Source organism: Klebsiella sp. S69 (assembly GCF_016516145.1).
GTDB classification, from domain to species: Bacteria; Pseudomonadota; Gammaproteobacteria; order Enterobacterales; family Enterobacteriaceae; genus Klebsiella; species Klebsiella oxytoca.
The window spans coordinates 100037-118900 of record NZ_JACVUU010000018.1; the positions used below are offsets into that span (position 1 = coordinate 100037).

19 protein-coding genes are annotated in these 18864 nt (G+C 55.4%); 7 read left to right on the forward strand and 12 right to left on the reverse strand.

Annotated features, from left to right (window positions below; all coding sequences use genetic code 11):
- Positions 1–161: 161 nt before the first annotated feature.
- Entirely contained in the window at positions 162–1223 is a 1062-nt protein-coding gene (locus IAE27_RS18165; protein WP_115239519.1) for a YncE family protein, read from the reverse strand.
- Between the two features lie 263 nt (positions 1224–1486).
- On the opposite strand from IAE27_RS18165, the gene pqqU reads away from it, so the two are divergent.
- On the forward strand, positions 1487–3598 hold the full coding sequence (pqqU, locus tag IAE27_RS18170; RefSeq protein WP_004101853.1) for a TonB-dependent receptor PqqU: 2112 nt from the start codon (positions 1487–1489) through the stop codon (positions 3596–3598).
- Positions 3599–3671: 73 nt separating this feature from the next.
- Here pqqU and IAE27_RS18175 read toward each other — a convergent pair whose 3' ends face one another.
- Entirely contained in the window at positions 3672–3971 is a 300-nt protein-coding gene (locus IAE27_RS18175) for a DUF406 domain-containing protein (RefSeq protein ID WP_017145949.1), read from the reverse strand.
- 293 nt (positions 3972–4264) lie between these two features.
- Between IAE27_RS18175 and rihA the strand changes: the two genes are divergently transcribed.
- Positions 4265–5200 carry a pyrimidine-specific ribonucleoside hydrolase RihA gene (gene rihA, locus IAE27_RS18180; RefSeq protein ID WP_200092763.1) on the forward strand — a complete coding sequence of 312 codons (936 nt, stop codon included), beginning with the start codon at positions 4265–4267 and terminating at the stop codon, positions 5198–5200.
- A 43-nt stretch (positions 5201–5243) separates the two neighbouring features.
- On the opposite strand, the gene IAE27_RS18185 is transcribed toward rihA, so the two are convergent.
- The 3 genes from IAE27_RS18185 to IAE27_RS18195 all read right to left on the reverse strand — a co-directional run bounded on the left by IAE27_RS18185 (position 5244) and on the right by IAE27_RS18195 (position 8383).
- On the reverse strand, positions 5244–6281 hold the full coding sequence (locus tag IAE27_RS18185; protein WP_004112778.1) for an NADP-dependent oxidoreductase: 1038 nt from the start codon (positions 6279–6281) through the stop codon (positions 5244–5246).
- A gap of 65 nt (positions 6282–6346) precedes the next feature.
- On the reverse strand, positions 6347–6922 hold the full coding sequence (locus IAE27_RS18190; RefSeq protein ID WP_004101846.1) for a helix-turn-helix domain-containing protein: 576 nt from the start codon (positions 6920–6922) through the stop codon (positions 6347–6349).
- A gap of 165 nt (positions 6923–7087) precedes the next feature.
- Positions 7088–8383, reverse strand: a complete 1296-nt coding sequence (locus tag IAE27_RS18195; RefSeq protein WP_032728193.1) for a porin — start codon at positions 8381–8383, stop codon at positions 7088–7090.
- Positions 8384–8876: 493 nt separating this feature from the next.
- On the opposite strand from IAE27_RS18195, the gene IAE27_RS18200 reads away from it, so the two are divergent.
- Both IAE27_RS18200 and IAE27_RS18205 read left to right on the forward strand, forming a co-directional pair.
- Complete coding sequence (locus IAE27_RS18200; RefSeq protein ID WP_004112774.1) at positions 8877–9395, forward strand: GNAT family N-acetyltransferase; 519 nt, start codon at positions 8877–8879, stop codon at positions 9393–9395.
- Positions 9392–9841, forward strand: coding sequence for a DMT family transporter (locus IAE27_RS18205; protein ID WP_004101838.1), 450 nt, complete (start codon positions 9392–9394; stop codon positions 9839–9841). The genes IAE27_RS18200 and IAE27_RS18205 overlap by 4 nt, the downstream gene beginning before the upstream one ends.
- 8 nt (positions 9842–9849) lie before the next feature.
- Here the strand turns inward: IAE27_RS18205 and IAE27_RS18210 are convergent, their stop codons facing one another.
- Together IAE27_RS18210 and IAE27_RS18215 are read right to left on the reverse strand one after the other, a co-directional pair.
- Positions 9850–10083 (reverse strand): DUF2526 family protein, encoded by a 234-nt coding sequence (locus IAE27_RS18210; protein WP_032728189.1) that lies wholly within the window; start codon positions 10081–10083, stop codon positions 9850–9852.
- A 16-nt stretch (positions 10084–10099) separates the two neighbouring features.
- Positions 10100–11698 (reverse strand): ABC transporter substrate-binding protein, encoded by a 1599-nt coding sequence (locus IAE27_RS18215; protein WP_017145954.1) that lies wholly within the window; start codon positions 11696–11698, stop codon positions 10100–10102.
- A 274-nt stretch (positions 11699–11972) separates the two neighbouring features.
- Here IAE27_RS18215 and IAE27_RS18220 point away from each other — a divergent pair, with 274 nt between their 5' ends.
- Positions 11973–13406 carry an aldehyde dehydrogenase gene (locus IAE27_RS18220; RefSeq protein WP_154022164.1) on the forward strand — a complete coding sequence of 478 codons (1434 nt, stop codon included), beginning with the start codon at positions 11973–11975 and terminating at the stop codon, positions 13404–13406.
- 3 nt (positions 13407–13409) lie between these two features.
- Here the strand turns inward: IAE27_RS18220 and IAE27_RS18225 are convergent, their stop codons facing one another.
- The 3 genes from IAE27_RS18225 to IAE27_RS18235 all read right to left on the reverse strand — a co-directional run bounded on the left by IAE27_RS18225 (position 13410) and on the right by IAE27_RS18235 (position 15762).
- A complete protein-coding gene (locus tag IAE27_RS18225; protein ID WP_024274118.1) occupies positions 13410–14666 on the reverse strand; it encodes a putative acyl-CoA thioester hydrolase in 1257 nt (418 codons plus the stop codon).
- 80 nt (positions 14667–14746) lie between these two features.
- Positions 14747–15517 (reverse strand): alpha/beta fold hydrolase, encoded by a 771-nt coding sequence (locus IAE27_RS18230; RefSeq protein WP_135800800.1) that lies wholly within the window; start codon positions 15515–15517, stop codon positions 14747–14749.
- A gap of 71 nt (positions 15518–15588) precedes the next feature.
- Positions 15589–15762: a GhoT/OrtT family toxin gene (locus tag IAE27_RS18235; RefSeq protein WP_004101823.1), complete on the reverse strand. Its 174-nt coding sequence runs from the start codon at positions 15760–15762 to the stop codon at positions 15589–15591.
- A 197-nt stretch (positions 15763–15959) separates the two neighbouring features.
- On the opposite strand from IAE27_RS18235, the gene yncL reads away from it, so the two are divergent.
- Positions 15960–16052 carry a stress response membrane protein YncL gene (yncL, locus tag IAE27_RS18240; RefSeq protein WP_004101822.1) on the forward strand — a complete coding sequence of 31 codons (93 nt, stop codon included), beginning with the start codon at positions 15960–15962 and terminating at the stop codon, positions 16050–16052.
- Between the two features lie 52 nt (positions 16053–16104).
- Here yncL and IAE27_RS18245 read toward each other — a convergent pair whose 3' ends face one another.
- Positions 16105–16389: a hypothetical protein gene (locus IAE27_RS18245; RefSeq protein ID WP_154022165.1), complete on the reverse strand. Its 285-nt coding sequence runs from the start codon at positions 16387–16389 to the stop codon at positions 16105–16107.
- A 567-nt stretch (positions 16390–16956) separates the two neighbouring features.
- Here IAE27_RS18245 and IAE27_RS18250 point away from each other — a divergent pair.
- Complete coding sequence (locus IAE27_RS18250; protein ID WP_004101819.1) at positions 16957–17079, forward strand: small membrane protein; 123 nt, start codon at positions 16957–16959, stop codon at positions 17077–17079.
- 342 nt (positions 17080–17421) lie between these two features.
- On the opposite strand, the gene patD is transcribed toward IAE27_RS18250, so the two are convergent.
- Positions 17422–18849 carry an aminobutyraldehyde dehydrogenase gene (gene patD / locus IAE27_RS18255; protein ID WP_064396094.1) on the reverse strand — a complete coding sequence of 476 codons (1428 nt, stop codon included), beginning with the start codon at positions 18847–18849 and terminating at the stop codon, positions 17422–17424.
- Positions 18850–18864: the final 15 nt, after the last annotated feature.

Below are 18864 nucleotides of genomic sequence, written 5' to 3' on the forward strand. Positions count from 1 at the left end.
ACATTTGTCAGGCTAATAAGCGTTTGTAACAGAGGGTGATATCGGTGAAGACGCTATTTTCTGTAAGGCACGAACCAGGCGGGGATTATGCCGACCGGGTAAGACGCAAACCGCCGCCCGGCAGAACGACTTTCAGGAGGGGCTTCCCCCTCCCGTGAAGATCACAGCGCGATGCGGATAACGTCATCCGGCTGGGTCGCCTCTTTCTGACGCGTCGATTCCTGCTTCACGCTTACGTACAGCGTTTTGCCATCGGCGGAAAGCATCAGGCTGTTCGGGTGGGTCGGGGTTTTGAAAGTTTTGACCACCTTGTAGCTCTTACCATCGATCACGCTCACTTCCCCGGCTTTGCGGTGCGTCACGTAGGCTTCATTGCGCGTCGGGTTAAACAGAACGGCCAGGGACTCCGGCGCGGCGATTTTCTCCAGCACTTTGCCATCGCGAATATCGACCACCAGCACTTCCGGCTGTTTACTGTCGGTGATAAAGGCGCGATGACCGGCGTTATCAAGGCTGAGATTCAGATAGAAGTGCTCTTTGCCATCATCCTGCAACTTCTTGCGCGAGAGGATCTTATTGCTGGTACTGTCGATAGTCACCAGCTCGCCGTCGGCGTTGGTGGTATAGATGCGGTTCGCTTCTGCGTCCACCGCCAGGCCGGTCGCCATTGCGCCGGTATTAGCGATAGTGTCTTTCAGCGTCAGCTTGTCGCCATCCACAACCCAAATCACGCTCTCTTTACCCAGGCCGGTGATGTAGACGGTATTGGTTTTCTCATTGACCGCCAGCTCGCGCGGCGCCAGCGGGCGCACGGTTTCGCTGCGCTGACGAGCGTCGAGCACCAGACGCCCTTTTACCTTACCGGTTTTAGCATCAATGGCAGTGACGGTGCTGTCGGTAGTGTTGCCAAACCACAGGGTCTGGGTGGCGTTATTGATCGTCGCGCCGAAGGGTTTCAGGTCGTTATGAATGATCTGGGTTACTTCGAGGGTCGTCGGATCGAGACGGTAAACGATGCCGCCTTTATCCAGCGAACGGCTTTGCGATGTGGCCACCCACAGCGCGTTCTCCTGCTGGCTATAGGCCATTTCGTATGCGCCCTTGCCGACGGCTTTGCGCAGCATTTCTTCCGCCGCATGGGCGCTAAAGCTCCCCGCCAGCAGTAATGAAGTTAACAACAGTGAACGGCGCAGACGCGGCGCGGACAGATGACGTAATGACATGACGACTCCCTTTGATAAAACAAATATATGCCTGCTCGACAGTGCTTCCGGGGCGCAAAATCATCGCTTTGCGCTATTCTTTGGAATGCGAATAGTAATCATTATTTATCGCAATGTGGAGCGTTAATTACCAGTTGTGTCCTGAGCATCACGCAATTCTTGCTATTTGTTAACTCAAATCCTGTTAAGTCTTTTCAAAAAATTTACAAAAGAGCTAACATATATACATATGTTCCGTTTGGTTCGTTTTGTGAGTAACGTTGATGAAAATCCTTTCCGTGCGCGCCGTCGCGCTCCCCGCTCTGCTTTTACCGCTGGTATCCGCTGCGCCAACCGCTATCGCCGCTGAACAGACCATGGTAGTTACCGCCGCGCCGTCGGCAGTCTCTGAACTCGATACCCCCGCCGCCGTCAGCGTGGTTAACGGCGATGAGATGCGCCAGGCTGCGCCGCGGGTTAACCTCTCCGAGTCGCTGGGCGCGGTACCGGGACTACAGGTGCAAAACCGCCAGAACTACGCGCAGGATCTGCAGCTTTCAATTCGCGGCTTTGGCTCTCGCTCCACCTACGGGGTGCGCGGGCTGCGCATTTACGTCGATGGCATCCCGGCCACCATGCCCGACGGCCAGGGGCAAACCTCGAATATTGATATTGGCAGCCTCGATTCGCTTGAAGTGCTGCGCGGACCGTTTTCCGCCCTGTACGGTAACTCCTCCGGCGGGGTGATCAACGCTACCAGCCAGACCGGCGCCCAACCGCCAACTCTCGAAGCCAGCAGCTATTATGGCAGCTTCGGTACCTGGCATTACGGCATGAAAGCAACCGGCGCGGTCGGCGACGGCACCCATGCGGGCGATGTCGACTATGTGGTCTCCACCAACCGCTTCACCACCCATGGCTCCCGCGACCATAGCGGCGCGCGTAAGAATCTCGCCAACGCGAAGCTCGGCGTGCGCATCAATGACGTCAGTAAGCTGACCCTGCTGTTTAACAGCGTGGATATTAAAGCTAATGACGCGGGCGGCCTGAGCTATGACGAATGGCAAAACAATCCGCGCCAGTCGCCGAGAGGCGATGAGTACAATACCCGTAAAACCATCAAACAGACCCAGGCCGGTTTACGCTACGAGCGACAGCTGAGCGAGCAGGACGATCTGAGCGTGATGATGTATGCCGGCGAGCGTGAGACCACGCAATATCAGTCGATCCCGCGTGCGCCGCAGCTCAAACCCACCCATGCGGGCGGCGTGATCGACCTGACGCGTCACTATCAGGGCATTGATACCCGCTGGACGCACCGTGGCGAGCTTCTGGTGCCGGTCACCTTTACCACCGGTCTCGACTACGAGACCATGAGCGAACGTCGCAAGGGTTACGAAAACTTTGTCATGAACAACGGCGCGCCGCAGTACGGGGAGAAAGGCGACCTGCGCCGCAATGAGCGCAACCTGATGTGGAACCTTGACCCTTATCTGCAAACCCAGTGGCAGCTCACCGAGAAGCTCTCTCTGGACGCCGGCGTGCGCTATAGCTCAGTCTGGTTCGATTCCAACGATTATTACATTACGCCGGGCAACGGCGATGACAGCGGCGAAGCCAGCTATCATAAATGGCTGCCGGCAGGCTCGCTGAAATATGCGGTAACCGACGCCTGGAATGTCTACGTCTCCGCCGGTCGCGGTTTCGAAACGCCGACGATCAATGAGCTTTCCTATCGCTCCGGCGACCAGGGCGGGCTGAATTTTGGCCTGCAGCCGTCGACCAACGAAACGGTTGAAATTGGCAGTAAGGCGCGAATCGGCAATGGCCTGTTAACTGCCGCGCTGTTCCAGACCGACACCGACAATGAGATTGTTGTCGATGCCAGCAGCGGGGGCCGTACCAGCTACAAAAACGCCGGGAAAACCCGTCGCCAGGGGATGGAACTGGGGCTGGATCAGCAGTTTGGCGAGAGCTGGCGTTTAAAAGCGGCCTGGACCTGGCTGGATGCGACCTATCGTACCAACGTCTGCGACGATGCCAGCTGTAAAGGCAATCGTATTCCGGGGATCGCCCGTAACATGGGCTACGCCTCCTTCGGCTACCAGCCCGAAAAAGGCTGGTACGCGGGCAGCGATATTCGCTATCTGAGCGATATTATGGCTAACGATGAGAACACCGCCAAAGCGCCGTCCTGGACAGTCGTCGGCCTGACGACCGGCTATAAATGGAGCTACGGCAAGATGGATATGGATCTGTTTGGCCGCGTCGATAACCTGTTTGACCGCCGCTACGCCGGTTCGGTTATCGTTAACGAATCCAATGGACGCTACTACGAACCGGCGCCGGGCCGCAACTACGGCATCGGGCTCAATCTGGCATGGCGATTTGAGTAACCCTTAACCGCTGAGCCTCAAGGGGATCGCTTGCATGATCCCCTTGAGGATTAGCTGTGGCGGCTTGCTGACGTTAAATCACGTTTCTTAAGGACAATTCGAAGATAATCTTCTCCGCCTGGCAGGAGAAAGCAATTGAAGCCTCAAGCTTAACCTCATCACCGGCGGTCTCAATGGTATAGTCAACCTGCGGCGGCTCGCTGGCGGGTGCGGCGGCTTCGGCACGTTGGCGAACGGCCGCCAGGGTGGACTCAGCCTCTTCACGGCTGACGAAGTTTTTCTCAACTCGCCATACGCAGTCCTCATTATCAATAATCGAACCTACATCAATGGCACAGCCTTTGGTACTGCATTTATCTACAACATCTTTCATTGCGGTTACCTCGTAAAATTTTCTTTAGAATAAGAATCCATTTGCGGAAAGCAAACCAATAATATTCGTATGGTTGAGTCGTTTTATCATTATACGCCACCGCGTGAAGCGACTTCTTGCGCCACCGCATGGCTACGCCCTGATTGCGCACAGATCGCGCATCCGTCCTGGCGAGAGAGCCCAAAATATCGGCAACCATTCGTGCACACCATCACACTATCCTGCGTTGAGCCTCGTCTATAGCGCTTTGCGGCGTTACCCTTGTCACAAAATAACGCCAACAAGGAGCTGCCATGTCACTGCCAGTGATTATCGATTGCGATCCGGGTCACGACGACGCGATCGCCCTCGTTCTTGCCCTCGCCTCACCCGAACTCGATGTGAAAGCCGTCACCTCCTCCGCCGGAAACCAGACACCGGAAAAAACGCTGCGCAACGTCTTGAGGATGCTCACCCTGCTTAAGCGCCCGGATATTCCGGTCGCCGGCGGCGCGCTTAAGCCGCTGATGCGGGAGCTGATTATCGCCGATAACGTGCATGGCGAGAGTGGGCTTGACGGCCCGGCGCTGCCGGAGCCGGGCTTTGCCGCGCAGGCCTGCACCGCCGTCGAGCTGATGGCGAAAACGCTGCGCGAAAGCGCCGGGCCGGTTACGATCGTCGCTACCGGTCCGCAAACCAACGTCGCCCTGTTGCTCAACAGCCACCCTGAACTGCATAGCAAAATTGCCCGCATCGTGATGATGGGCGGCGCCATGGTGCTGGGTAACTGGCAGCCGGCGGTCGAGTTTAATATCTACGTCGACCCGGAAGCGGCAGAGATCGTTTTCCAGTCCGGGATCCCGGTGGTGATGGCCGGGCTGGATGTCACCCACAAAGCGCAAATCAACGTCGAAGATATCGAGCGTTTCCGCCGTATCGGCAATCCGATATCCACTATCGTCGCCGAACTACTCGACTTTTTCCTTGAGTACCATAAGGATGAAAAATGGGGTTTTGTCGGCGCTCCGCTGCACGATCCTTGCACCATTGCCTGGCTGCTGAAGCCGGAGATGTTTACCACCGTTGAACGCTGGGTCGGCGTGGAAACGCAGGGGAAATATACGCAGGGAATGACGGTGGTCGATTTCTACAACCTGACCGGCAAGGCGCCAAATACGACGGTGATGCTCGACATCGATCGCCGGGCCTTTGTCGATCTGCTGGCCGAGCGGCTGGCGTTTTACGCCTGATGGTCAAACTATCCGGCAGGCGCGAAGCCTGCCGGGTACATGATTACTCGTCAGGAGAGACGCGTACCACGACCTTACCGAAGTTCTCACCCTTCAGCAGGCCGATGAGCGCCTGTGGTGCGTTCTCCAGGCCGTCAACGACCTGCTCGCGGTATTTGATTTTCCCTGCCTGCACCCAGCGCCCCATCTCCTGCTGGAACTCCGCAATCCGGTGACCGTAATCCTGGCCGATGATAAAGCCCTGCATCCGAATGCGTTTTTTGAGGATCGTCGCCATCAGCAGCGGTAAACGATCCGGGCCAGCGGGGAGCGCGGTAGCGTTGTAACCGCTGACCAGGCCGCAGACCGGCACGCGGGCCGATGTGTTCAACAGCGGCAGCACTTCATCGAATACTTTGCCGCCGACGTTCTCATAGTAGATATCGATGCCCTGCGGGCACGCTTCTAACAGCTTAACGGCAAAATCGGGCGCGCGGTGATCGATACAGACGTCGAAACCCAGCGTCTCTACCGCATAACGGCACTTCTCGCTGCCGCCCGCAATGCCTACCGTACGGCATCCTTTCAGCTTCGCTATCTGGCCGACCGTGGCGCCGACCGGCCCGGTGGCGGCGGCTACCACCAGCGTCTCGCCCGCTTTTGGCTGGCCGATATCGAGCAGTCCCATGTAGGCGGTAAAGCCCGGCATACCAAGGATACCCAGCGCCCAGGAGGGGTGTTCCGGGTTATCGCCCAGCTTCACCAGCCCGCTGCCATCGGAAATCTCATAATCCTGCCAGCCGCCGTAGCCGAGCACCCAATCGCCGGGCTGATAATCAGCATGGTTCGACGTTACAACGCGGCTTACGGTGCCGCCCACCATCACCGCGCCAATGGCGACCGGCGGCGAGTAGGAAGGCGCGTCGCTCATCCGCCCGCGCATATAGGGATCTAATGACAGAAAGACGGTGCGCAGCAGCAGCTGCCCCGGCCCAGGAGAAGCGACCTCACCCTCTTCCAGGCGGAAGTTCTCCCCGGTCGGCTCGCCGTGCGGACGGGATGCCAGCAGCCAGCGGCGGTGGCGTTGCGGATTAAAAGCCATAACAAACTCCTCTTTTGACAAGTCTGTATTGAGGCTAGCTGCTTTCCCGTCAGCGCGCATTGACATTATGAGGCAGATTGATTGAGCCGGACGACCAGATAGACGCAGGGCTGCGTGGTTTCATTAATGAAGCGGCAGTCGTTCGGCGGCCCGAGCTCCAGACAATCTCCCGCCTGCATTTCGTGGCGCGTAGTGCCTTCGATAAACACCAGCTCGCCCTGCTGCAGCCAGATAAGCTGTCGCGCCAGAGCATAAGAAGCCGCCGGCATCGGAATATCGCTGCCCCCGGGCAGCTCTACCTGCACCAGATCGATAGGCAAATCGCTACGCGGCGACACGTGACGACGCAGATAGTGGCTCTGCGGGTCGTGCCACACCGGCTGATTAGCCAACCGCAGCAGCTTGCCTTCCTGCATCTCGGCGCGGGCGATCAGCGTCGACATACTGATGCCAAAGGCGCCGGAAAGCCGCCCAAGCATAGAGGCCGTCGGGCTGCTTTCGCCGCGCTCGATCTTGTGGATCATCGCCCGGGACGCGCCCGCCCGATCCGCCAGTTCGCTCAGCGACCAGCCGCGAGATTCCCGCTCAATACGGATGCGTGCGCTGATGCGCTGGTTCAGGTTGTCTTCTATAGTGTTCATAGCGTGACACTATAGTGTAGGGCGTCTGTTTGCACAACCAGCCGAAAATGGCCGCTTATTCCGAGGAAAAGGCCCGACGTGATATTACGCCGGGCAATCTGGAGAAATCAGGGGATAATTAAACTTACATCCTTTAAGGCAATAAATGAAAAGAAAACGCCTCGACTAAATAAAGACGCGCAGGCCCACTGCGCCAAGATGATCGTCAATATTCCACGCCTCGTTATCGTTGCCCCAGGCTTTTTCGTAGCCGTATTCAAGATAGGTCACCGCGCTATTACCTAGCCAGTAATCAGTGCCTAATACCGTCGACTGGAAGTGCTGCCCGTCCATGGCATCCCCGCCCTGCGACCAGTTAAAATCAACGTACACTCCCCAGGCCGGCGTGATTTTAAACTGTGAGTCATATTCCAGGCCAAGCACCGTTTCCTGGTCATCACCATGCCGGGTATTACGATCGTAATGACCGCTGGTCGCCGCTTTAACATCATTAACTTTATTCAGGTAATACGTCACCTCCGCGCCGTTATACCAGGCGTGGTCACCGACGTTGGCGGTATATTTTGCGTTCATCCCCATGGAATACGTATTGCCGTCATAGGCATCACCGTTATTATCGGTGTAATGAAAGCAGTGACCATTCGGGCCAAAACTCTGGCAGCCGCTGGCTGATCCGCTATTTACCGTGTAATGATTATAGGCAACGGCGCTGGAGACGGAGAAGCCGTTATCCCAGCGATACTGCGCGGCGGCCGCGGCGCCGCCGTGAACGGTGGCTGAACCATCGCGGTAAGCGTCATGCAGGTTCGGGCCATCGCCATAGGCCGCAAAGCCGATGCTGTCGACGTTGTCATTACCTTGCCCCATGACGCCAAGGGTCATATTTTTATCATTAAAATAGTAGATTGCCGCGGAATTAATAATATCCGTCGACATTCCGGCGGTATCATGTTTCGCCTTTCCACCCCAGGCATAGGTTGTGTCAATGCCCAACCCCCAGTCGGTAGGCGCATATTGTTTACCGAAGGTCACTACACCATATCGATCGTTACCAATACCGGCATAAGCCTGCCGGGTATAAACATCGTTGCCCTGGTCATCTGTTGCGGAATCTAAACCATGAACGCCGGTCTCATAATAACCTACGGCATAATTACTCAGGCCGTTCAGATCAAAATTATGCCGTAAAGCTACCCCCAGCCGCGAGTCATTATTCTGTATATTATGTTCCTGGCTATGATGAGAATCCGTTTTGGCCATTAAACGTACGGATCCTAAAATACCGATCGCCGTATCATCATTGCTCCACAGCGTCTCCCCTTTAGTCTGCGTTGCGGTATAAGCCGGTGCCGCCTGTAGCACATTGGTTTCAGCCGCCATGGTGGTATTGACTAATACATTACCCATAATAATTGTCAGTATCGAAGGCACTACTACTTTCATATTTTTCCTACGCGCCATTGCTTCACCCTTATCAGCAAAATGAATCCCTGCGTATAAATACGCATAATGGTATGAATGGAATATCGTTATAAAATCCACCAGAGTTATGCCGTATATTTTTCCATACGCACTCTGATTAATGACAATATATCTTCCGGGGTTAAGCTATTTCTATTGCGTAAAAATAAAAAAGGGAATGCTATCACAATGATTTGTATCATCTTCAATACAATCATGAAGTTATCGTAGCCACAACTTCATTACTAAATGTCATCAAAATATAAAACCGGTAAATAAAAATTGAAAATATGACTGCCGAGTAATAGTGATACGTTTAATCAGTTGTAAAACAGGAAGTATTGATTTGAATGATGAGACAGGAGAGTCCTGGACAGACAACCGACGGAGTCGGCAAGCCAGAGGAAAAATTTATGGCTAAAACAGATGACAGCCTTGCGTACATTATTGTAATAATAGCGTACTACTATAGTGTACAAACCTGAGGGTTACCATGATCATCCGCCATGCCAGCAAAGACGATTGCGCGGCAATCGCAGAAATCTACAACCATGCGGTCGTCCATACCGCCGCCATCTGGAACGATAAAACCGTCGATACCGACAATCGCATCGCGTGGTATGAAGCCCGACAGATCGCCGGTTATCCGGTGCTGGTGAGTGAAGAAAACGGCGTCATTACCGGTTATGCTTCCTTCGGAGATTGGCGCGCCTTTGATGGCTTTCGCCATACCGTCGAGCATTCCGTATATGTCCATCCTGAGCATCAGGGCAAAGGGCTGGGCCGCAGCCTGCTGGTGGCCCTGATCGCCGAAGCTAAGCGGTTGAATAAGCACGTGATGGTTGCCGGTATTGAAGCGCAAAATGAGGCTTCTTTACATCTGCACCACACGCTGGGCTTTATCACCACCGGACAGATGCCGCAGGTCGGCACGAAATTTGGCCGCTGGCTGGATTTGACCTTTATGCAGCTACAGCTTGACGATCGCCGCGATCCGGACGGCGGCGCATGAATCAGACGCTGACCCTGGCCTGTTTGATTGCCGCCGGCATTGGGCTGGTCGTACAAAACACCCTGATGGTACGAATTACCCAGTCCGCATCGACCATTCTGATCGCTATGCTGCTGAACTCGCTGGTCGGCATCGTGATTTTTGTCACGATACTGCTGCTGAAGCACGGCGCGGCAGGGATTCAGGAGCTGGCGGTCAGCGTAAAGTGGTGGACGCTAATTCCGGGTTTGCTGGGTTCGTTCTTTGTCTTTGCCAGCATCAGCGGCTATCAGAACGTCGGGGCGGCGACCACCATCGCAGTATTGATTGCCAGTCAGTTGATCGGTGGCCTGGTGATGGATTTACTTCGCGCGCATGGCGTTCCGCTTCGCGCGCTGATTGGCCCACTCTGCGGTGCGGTAATGCTGGTTATCGGCGCCTGGCTGGTGGCCAGACGCCAGTTCTAGCGCCTGGCTTAGTGGATCTCGCCGCCGCGGGTCAACTGCTCCCGGCGCGCTTCCTGTTCCTCATGCTGCTGGCGGCCATGATGAGCAATAGCGTTACGCAAACGCTGCTGCTGCACGTAGCGCTCTTCTCGCCCCAGCCCGGCGTCGTCGCTTAATGTAATCAGCAGTTCGTTCATATGGGTAATGACGCTTTCGGCAATCGCCGCGTCCACGCGCGCGACGACCTCATCCAGATGCGACATGCTTCCTCCTTCCGGCTTAATTAAGTTTAACTTTGGAAAAATCGCTCCCCATCAGGCTCACGCTGTATCCGCTAACGTTACTGCGCGTCGCGTAGAAGGTTTTGCCGGTTGCCAGGGTGATCCATGGGGCCTGCTGATAAAAAATCTCCTGCGCCTGAGCGTAGAGTTTAGCGCGCTCCTGCGGGTCGCTCACCAGGATAGCCTTTTTCACCAGCGCATCGTAGGGCTTATCGCACCAGCGGGCAACGTTGGAGCCGGTTTTAATGTTATCGCAGCTTAACAGGGTACCGGCAAAGTTATCCGGATCGCCGTTATCTGACATCCAGCCAAACAGCGCGCTGTCATGCTCCCCTTTGCGCATACCGGCGAGGTACTCGCCCCACTCATAGGTGACGATTTTGGCTTTGATGCCAACTTTGCTCCAGTCATTCTGGATCATTTCAGCGATACGGCGCGAATTAGGATTATACGGGCGCTGCACCGGCATCGACCAGAGGGTGACTTCGGCCCCTTTTTCCAGCCCGGCCTGTTTAAGGAGATCTTTCGCTTTTTGCGGATCGTAGTCGTAATCGGGCAGATCTTTCTTATAGCCCAGCATATTGGCAGGGATCGGCGATTTCGCAACGCTGCCGGACTCCAGGAACACCGCTTTCACGATCGCCTGCTTGTCGGTGGCATAGTTGAGCGCCTGCCGCACCAGCAGGTTATCGAACGGCTTTTTCTCGGTATTAAACGCCAGGTAGCCGACGTTGAGCGCCTCAACCGAATGCAGCGCCAGATCTTTATTACCTTTAATCACCGGGAATTGTACCGGCGACGGCGCGGGAATAATCTGGCATTCATTGGTTTGTAGCTTCGCCAGCCGTGTCTCAACGTTCGGGGTGATCGAGAAGATCAGGTGTTTAGTCGGCACTTCACCATCCCAGTAGTGCGGGTTGGCAACATAGCGGATCAGCGAATCCACCTTATACTGCTGGAGGGCGTAAGGTCCGGTGCCGACAGGCCAGGTATCGATATACTCCGGCGTGCCTTTTTTCAGCATTGCATCGGCATATTCGGCAGACAGAATTGACGCAAAATCCATCCCCCAGTCGGCGAGGAATGCCGCATTGGGTTCGTTGAGCACAAACTGAACGTGGTAGTCATCGATCTTTTTGACCTCTTTAATCAGCTTATCCAGCCCGACGTCGTGAAAGTATTCGTATTGCCCGTGGGAAACATTGTGATAAGGATGATTCGCATCTTTCTGGCGCAGCACCGAGAACAGCACATCATCGGCGTTGAAATCGCGGGTCGGCTTAAAGAATTTATTGCTGTTGAACTGCACGCCTTTACGCAGGGTAAAGGTCCAGGTTTTGCCGTCCGGAGAGACGCTCCATTCCGTCGCGAGGGAAGGAACAGGCGTGTTTTTGACCGGATCAAAGTTTATCAGCCGGTTATACAGCACCTGAGAGCTGGCGACAAAAGAGGGCCCGGAACTGGCAATCTGCGGATTGAAGGATTCCGGAGAGGCTTCGGAGCAATAGACCAGCGTATCATCGCCCGCCGCCAGCGCGCTTGCCGCCGGCAGAAGTGCGCTCAACGCCAGCGCAATAAACGTTTTCCCTGTAAACATGGTTATAAACCTTATGAATTTGTTATAAGTCCTTTAATAACAGCACAGGGGAATTCAACCGGCAAATAATCAATTGGTATCAGGTTATGCTAAAAACCGCTTTTTCGCCGATTAATTCAGCATCTCTACTCTCACCCCCCTCCCCTCGATTTCAGTCATAAATGTGAAGCGTGCGAAAGGTTGCGAAAAAACAGGGCGATAACCGCCCGGGCGGCATCACGCGGCGGCGCAACCCGGTACACTCGGCAAATCGCAACGCCAGGAGAAACCTACAATGACAATAACCTGCACTCTCTACACCAACGGCCAGTGGCACGATGCGGAAGGCCATGCCACTTTTACCCGCCACAACCCGCTGACGCAAGAAAACGCCTCCGTTGCCAGCGCCGCCAGCCTGGCTGACGCTCGCCGCTGCGCCGATACCGCCGGCGCGGCGTATCCGCAATGGCGCGATACGATACCCGCAGAACGGCGACGCCTCCTGCTGGACGCTGCCGAAGAGATGCTGCGCCGTGAGGCGAAGTTTATTGCCGCGATGGCGGCCGAAACGGGAGCTACCGCGCACTGGGCCGGTTTTAACGTGCATCTGGCCGCCGATATCCTGCGCGAAGCCGCCGCATTGACCACGCAAATCGAAGGCCAGGTGATCCCCTCTAACGTGCCGGGAAATCTGGCGTTGGGCATCCGTCAGGGGGCGGGCGTCGTACTCAGCATGGCGCCGTGGAACGCACCATTGATTCTGGCGACTCGCGCTATCGCCACGCCGCTGGCCTGCGGAAATACGGTTATTCTCAAAGGCGCGGAGCTCTCGCCGGCGACTCAGGGGCTAATTATCGATGCCCTGGCGGCGGCGGGCTTCCCCGCCGGCGTGGTGAATTATCTGACCTGCACTCCCGCCGACGCTCCTGCGCTGGTGGAGTCTCTAATAGCGCACCCCGCCGTACGCCGCATCAACTTCACCGGTTCGACGCCGGTAGGACGGATTATCGCCCGCACCTGCGGGGAGCATCTGAAACCGGCGGTGCTTGAACTGGGCGGCAAGGCACCGCTGCTGGTGCTTGACGACGCTGACCTCGAACAGGCGGCTGCGGGCACCGTTTTTGGCGCATTCGCCAACGCCGGACAAATCTGCATGTCGACCGAGCGCATCATTGTGGATGCGGCCGTCGCGGAAGAGTTTGTGGCGCTGCTGGCCAGGCGCGCGGCGGCCCTGCCCGCCAGCCTGCTCGGCCCGGTGGTAGAGATGAAGACCGTCACCCGCTGCAATGCCTTGATAGAGGATGCGCTGGCGAAGGGCGCGCGCCTGCTCACAGGCGGCACATCCAATTCGACGCAAATGCGCGCCACCCTGCTCGATGGCGTCACCCGGGAAATGCGCATCTGGCATGAGGAATCGTTCGGCCCGGTAAAATCGATTATTCGCGTTCAGAACGAAGCCGAAGCGCTGGCCGTCGCGAACGAAAGCGAATATGGCCTCTCGTCGGCGATATACAGTCGGGACAGCGCCCGGGCGTGGAACCTGGCGCAAAATCTGCAAACCGGCATTTGCCACATCAACGGCCCCACCGTGCACGATGAAGCGCAAATGCCGTTTGGCGGCTGTAAATCATCGGGCTATGGCCGCTTTGGCGGACGCTCGGGGATTGCCGAGTTTACCGAGCTGCGCTGGATCACGCTGCAAATGCTCCCGCGCGAGCTGCCGTTTTAAGTTTCAAGGCCGCCAATGGTTCTTGAATTCCCACAGGCGATTAAAGGCCACGTCATCCAGCTGTCGTTCTGCGGAAATATTGCCGCGGAACGGTCGGGAGGTGGTGGCCGCAGCGCCCCATGGGGAAAGCCGATCGTAGCTTTGATCGATAGCGCTGTTGGCGATCAGCACCTGTCCGTTGGCGGTCTGCCCCGCTAAATAGCCGGTCTTGCCTGCCCCCTGATCCCAGGCGCGGCCCAGCTTTGCCTTGAAACTGCCCTGATAGCCGCTGTCGCCGGTAAAGCGGCTGTTCTTCACCAGAAAGCCGTATGGATTATCCGGCAACGTGTTCGGCGCCAGCACGTAAGCCTCGGGAGAACGGCGCGTCGAGACGGTGTGGAAATGCACATTGTCAAAGACCGCATTCGCCCGGCCGAAGACATAATCCACGTCCCCTTCGACGTAGCTGTCTTTGACGTATACGCGGCTAATGCGATCCGTCACCGCTTCATTACGCAGGTTGCTGGTATTCAAATAGAGCGTATCCTGGCGTCCCAGCAAACGGACTTTCTCCAGCTGCACGCGATCGCCATCCGTCCGCAGAGCCACCCCCTGGTGGGTACCGCCATCAACGGTATCCAGCAGACTGTTGGCTACGCTAAGATTAACCAGCTGGAAATCAGCGCTTTGCGACCACATCACCGCCGCGCAGTTGGTGCCTATTGTCTTACTGGTACGCCCGGCGCAAAGCGCATACTGGTACCAGGCGGGGTCGCCTTCACGATACTGATGCTGGCCGTTCACCTGCTCGCGATAGCGCTGCGCAGAAAATTGTGAATCCAGCGCCAGCTCAATCCTGACCTCTTCGGGCTGCTCTCCGGCACCATAAAGGGTTATCGGCGGCGCCCCTGCGGGGATATAGACCGTTTCCCGATAGATGCCTGGCTCGATACGGATATAGATACGCTCATTCTTTGCCGAATGCTGGGCTATTGCCGCATTAACCGCCTGCTGAATGCGAGAGTACGGCGCTCCCGCAAGCGCCACGCGCCAGGCGCTTTCCGTTTGCGGAAGGCTAACTGGCGATGGCGACCATGGCCCATCCGGGGCACTCAACGCGCCGCCCTGCGCAAAATAGCGCTCCATGGTGAAGCTTGCCGCTTCCGCCGCCGTAAGCTGCGGGCGGGAAGCCGTCCCGCGCGGATGTTGCGTTACGCACCCTTGCAGAAGCAGAGGCGTACAGAGTAAAGCCGAGATACCCAGGATGTTGATTATTCGCATTTCACGCTCGCCACATATAAAGGAAACGGAATATCAAAATAAATGAAATATTGTTTCTTTTTGTATGTAGCGATCACGAATCAGACTTCTGCCTCAATGCTGGCATAAAAATTGTCCAGCGTGCGGGCCAGCGCCGATGGGTTTTCCCACGCCATTGAATGCCCGGCCAGCGGGATCGCTAACAGCGGGATCCCCGCCGCGACAGTATCCGTCGCTTCATGAGCCGGTAACGAATGCTCTCCGTAAATCAGGGCCTTAGGACAGGATAAATGGATAAAGCGGGTAAACCAGGACGGATTAGCGCCCTTCACCAGGCTGGACGCTCCGCGCCACACCGCCCACGGAGCGCTGTTTTGCAGGCAACCGGCCCAGGGCGAGGTTTCGGCACTGAGCATCTCGGCATAGCCCCGGGCAATAAAGCGCTCTTCGGTTTGTTCCGCGATGCGCCTGCTGTACATACCGCCCCCGGGATAGAGATTGGGTTCGGCCACCAGCAGCCCCAGCACCCGTTCGGCGAGCCATTCTGCGGCTTCAATCGCCACGCTGCCGCCCATGCTGTGACCATATAAGTAGCAGCGCGTTAGCCCTAAGCTATCCAGAAGCTCAACTATTACTCCGGCCTGATCGCCGATGCGATAGCCGAAAGATGGCGGCTTGTCGCTGTAGCCGTATCCGGGTAAATCGACCAGAATCGTTCGCCGTCCGGCCAGCGCAGGATCGGCGGCCACGCGAGGATAGTCATAGGTTGAGGCGCAGCCCAGGCCGTGGATAAAGATAATCGGTTCACCGCGGCCGGGCAGGTCCAGCCAGCGCACGTTGCCGCCGGCCTGAGAGGAATAGAAACTGTTCATCGAAGATCATCCGTTAGTTGAGCCTGTTTTTTTATACAGTCATCACTAAAAGTTAGCCATCGATTTTTCAATCAGAACAAAGAGACCAGCAACGCCATGGGAAAGCTGAACGGCCATGTCGCGCCAATCAGCAGCGCCGCCAGCAGGCGGATCCAGCGGCTCTCTTTCGTTAAGAACCAGCTTATTACCGCGCAGATACAGCCCATAACTGCATAAAAAACCAGCATTTTCTGGTACAACGTCATTTTTCTTCTTCCTTCCCTGAGAGGCATTTTCGCGTCAAGCGATGCCTTTTCGTACCCCAGCGTACGTCAGAGTTTATGGCATAATAAAACGAGTCACGGCTTTAATTTTCAGAAATACGCCCGATTCGGCTTAGTCCGATAGCGCAACCTTTGACCTCGTACTATAACTGTAGAGGCTAATTCATTAAGGTGGCGTTATGGATGTTTCCAGCAAAACCGTCCTTCTGATAAATGTCGGCGCAGCGCTTGCGCTAATCGGCCTGTTGTCCGTTCGTTTTGGTTGGTTTTAGCGATTTTACTCAGCAATGAAACCTAAAAAAGCAGCCTTTGAAGGCTGCTTTTTTACGATTTAATAGCGCTTGCCTCAGCTGCAGAGGCGTGTTGTTGCACGGTCATCAGCTTCTGCAATTCAGGATCCCACGCCGAGAGCAGGTCAACTTTTTCACTGTCCCACGCGGCCGCAGCACAAACCGCTTCTGCTACGCCCTGTTTTTCACAATCAACAATCTGTTTAGCGGGAAAATTCCCGTAAAGCATCGCTGTGGCGCAGGTCACGAAGAGAAAACACGCTATTTTTTTCAAAACTATATCAACGTCGAAGCAACAAATTGCGCCGAATGTTCGCATGAGCGGCTATATAAAGTCAAACCCGCTTCCCTGCCCCACCAGCCGTCATCATCGCGACTTATTTAACATAAACATTACATATTCGCTAAATTTAAAGGGGGGCACGAAAATATTAATGGCGATAAATGAATATCTCTTGCCTTTCAGAACTTATTCTCACAACCCGCAGTTAATAACACCTTTATTTATAGGGTTATATATTTGATGGCTTGAGTTTAAATAAGCCTTATTTGCCGCAATCAGCGCTGCGCGCTATTCTCCGAAGCTCACGGGCCTTTCCTGGCGCAGGGCAATTGTTCACTATTCTTTATCCAATCATCAGCATTGAGCCAAGAGGCGATCATCATAATTAGCGGGTTCAATGGCGGCCAGGATACAGTAAAACGGGTTAAAAAGATAAAATATCATTATTTATCAATAACTTATAAAACAAAAATAGCGATAAAACTTTTCTCTCGACTTTAAATGATAAGAAATATCATTTGCCTTGTTTCGCATAAAATCATACATTCATAATTACAAGTTATGCGAAGCTTGTTTTTTACTCATTGCTTTTTGAGGTGGTACATGTCCGGAATCGCCGTGCTTATTGTGGCGTTAATTTTACTTATTGCTGCAATTTATAATCTTTTTTCTTATGTTCGCGAGCGTCGTCAATCAAGTTTACCGAGCAAAAAAAACAAACGTTAGCCTGTTAATCATTTGCCAAAAAATAAATAACGCCGTACGTATTTAATTTCTGATGACCTGATATCAGGCAAAATCACAGCAACAAGTTAATATCTCCAGCGCAACAAAAAGCCCCTGCATTGCCTGCAGGGGCTGGCGAACTTTTCCGTCAGTTAACGAGAGGACCCGGAAGAGCGCATCCCTCGCCCCGAGGACTAACCGGCCCCACCCGGCGCTTATCTCCGGCACTCATCATGGCTTAGCTCTTGAAGGGGCTTAAGAATATTCTCATAAACGCACGCTTCTGTTTTAACATTTTTTGCTATGGTAACTATTAGCAGGCTAATCTGAATCACTCATCCTCTACCCGTGCTTGATCATCACATGACGGATGGTCGTATAATCCTCCAGGCCATACATCGACATATCCTTGCCGTAGCCGGAGAGCTTCTGCCCGCCATGCGGCATTTCGCTAACCAGCATAAAATGCGTATTGACCCAGGTACAGCCATACTGCAGGCGGGCGCTGAGCCGGTGCGCTCTGCCGACATCGCGAGTCCATACCGACGAGGCAAGACCATATTGGGAATCGTTGGCCCAGCACAGCGCCTGCTCTTCATCGCTAAATGCGGTGATGCTGACAACCGGACCAAAAACCTCCCGCTGCACAATCGCATCGTCCTGCTTCGCCCCTGCCAGCAGCGTGGGCTGGAAGTAGTAACCATTGCCCGGCGCTTTGCTGCCGCCGGTCACCACCTGAATATGCGGCAAGGCACGAGCCGCATCGACGGCGGCGCTGACCCTGTCCAGATGCGCCTGCGAGCTCAGCGGGCCCAGTTCGGTCGTTTCATCGTCCGGCGGTCCAATCTTCAGGCTGGCGACCGCCGCGCCGAGCTTTTCCACCAGTTGGTCATAGATTCCGGCCTGCGCGTAAATGCGGCAGGCGGCGGTACAGTCCTGACCGGCGTTATAAAACCCAAAGGTCCGTACCCCCTCCACCACCGCGTCAATATCCGCATCATCAAAAACGATAACCGGCGCCTTCCCGCCCAGCTCCATATGGGTTCGCTTAATCGACGCCGCGGTATGGCCGATAATATGCGCGCCGGTAGCAATCGAGCCGGTTAGCGACACCATGCGAACCCGGGCATGGGCGGTCAGCGGATCGCCGACGGTTGCTCCGCGCCCGAACAGAACATTAAGCACCCCGGCGGGGAAAATCTCCTGCGCCAGTTCACCTAACTTCAGCGCGGTGAGCGGAGTGATCTCAGAGGGTTTTATTACCACGCAGTTGCCTGCCGCCAGCGCTGGCGCCAGTTTCCAGGCCGCCATCATGAGCGGATAGTTCCACGGCGCGATAGAAGCCACCACGCCGACCGGATCGCGGCGGATCATCGAGGTGTGGCCTTCGAGGTATTCACCTGCCGCCATACCCGGCAGACAGCGCGCTGCACCGGCGAAAAATCGGAAAACATCGGCAACCGCCGGTAGCTCATCGTTGACCACGCAGTGCAGCGGTTTGCCGCAGTTCAACGACTCCAGTTGAGCCAGCTCCTGGGCATGTTCAGTAATCAGGTCCGCCAGCCGCAGCAGGCATTCGGCGCGGGTTTTCGGCGTCGTCTGACTCCAGCCGGCAAAGGCCTGGTCAGCGGCGTCAACCGCGGCATCAACCTGCGTCGCCGAGGCCTCCGCAATCGACAAAATCTCTTCGCCGGTGGCTGGATTTAACACCGGCACAGTCTCGCCTTCGCCAGCCACTAACTTACCGTTTATCAAAAGGTTATTTTGCATAGCATTATCCTGTAT

Bases quoted from the DNA above. Each gene is read 5' to 3' on its own strand.
- IAE27_RS18165 (WP_115239519.1), bottom strand. From the start codon at position 1,223: ATGTCATTACGTCATCTGTCCGCGCCGCGTCTGCGCCGTTCACTGTTG.
- IAE27_RS18220 (WP_154022164.1), top strand. From the start codon at position 11,973: ATGACAATAACCTGCACTCTCTACACCAACGGCCAGTGGCACGATGCG.
- patD (WP_064396094.1), bottom strand. From the start codon at position 18,849: ATGCAAAATAACCTTTTGATAAACGGTAAGTTAGTGGCTGGCGAAGGC.
- rihA (WP_200092763.1), top strand. From the start codon at position 4,265: ATGTCACTGCCAGTGATTATCGATTGCGATCCGGGTCACGACGACGCG.
- IAE27_RS18175 (WP_017145949.1), bottom strand. From the start codon at position 3,971: ATGAAAGATGTTGTAGATAAATGCAGTACCAAAGGCTGTGCCATTGAT.
- IAE27_RS18250 (WP_004101819.1), top strand. From the start codon at position 16,957: ATGTCCGGAATCGCCGTGCTTATTGTGGCGTTAATTTTACTTATTGCT.
- yncL (WP_004101822.1), top strand. From the start codon at position 15,960: ATGGATGTTTCCAGCAAAACCGTCCTTCTGATAAATGTCGGCGCAGCG.
- IAE27_RS18225 (WP_024274118.1), bottom strand. From the start codon at position 14,666: ATGCGAATAATCAACATCCTGGGTATCTCGGCTTTACTCTGTACGCCT.
- IAE27_RS18215 (WP_017145954.1), bottom strand. From the start codon at position 11,698: ATGTTTACAGGGAAAACGTTTATTGCGCTGGCGTTGAGCGCACTTCTG.
- IAE27_RS18205 (WP_004101838.1), top strand. From the start codon at position 9,392: ATGAATCAGACGCTGACCCTGGCCTGTTTGATTGCCGCCGGCATTGGG.
- IAE27_RS18230 (WP_135800800.1), bottom strand. From the start codon at position 15,517: ATGAACAGTTTCTATTCCTCTCAGGCCGGCGGCAACGTGCGCTGGCTG.
- IAE27_RS18235 (WP_004101823.1), bottom strand. From the start codon at position 15,762: ATGACGTTGTACCAGAAAATGCTGGTTTTTTATGCAGTTATGGGCTGT.
- IAE27_RS18190 (WP_004101846.1), bottom strand. From the start codon at position 6,922: ATGAACACTATAGAAGACAACCTGAACCAGCGCATCAGCGCACGCATC.
- IAE27_RS18245 (WP_154022165.1), bottom strand. From the start codon at position 16,389: ATGCGAACATTCGGCGCAATTTGTTGCTTCGACGTTGATATAGTTTTG.
- IAE27_RS18200 (WP_004112774.1), top strand. From the start codon at position 8,877: ATGATCATCCGCCATGCCAGCAAAGACGATTGCGCGGCAATCGCAGAA.
- pqqU (WP_004101853.1), top strand. From the start codon at position 1,487: ATGAAAATCCTTTCCGTGCGCGCCGTCGCGCTCCCCGCTCTGCTTTTA.
- IAE27_RS18185 (WP_004112778.1), bottom strand. From the start codon at position 6,281: ATGGCTTTTAATCCGCAACGCCACCGCCGCTGGCTGCTGGCATCCCGT.
- IAE27_RS18210 (WP_032728189.1), bottom strand. From the start codon at position 10,083: ATGTCGCATCTGGATGAGGTCGTCGCGCGCGTGGACGCGGCGATTGCC.
- IAE27_RS18195 (WP_032728193.1), bottom strand. From the start codon at position 8,383: ATGGCGCGTAGGAAAAATATGAAAGTAGTAGTGCCTTCGATACTGACA.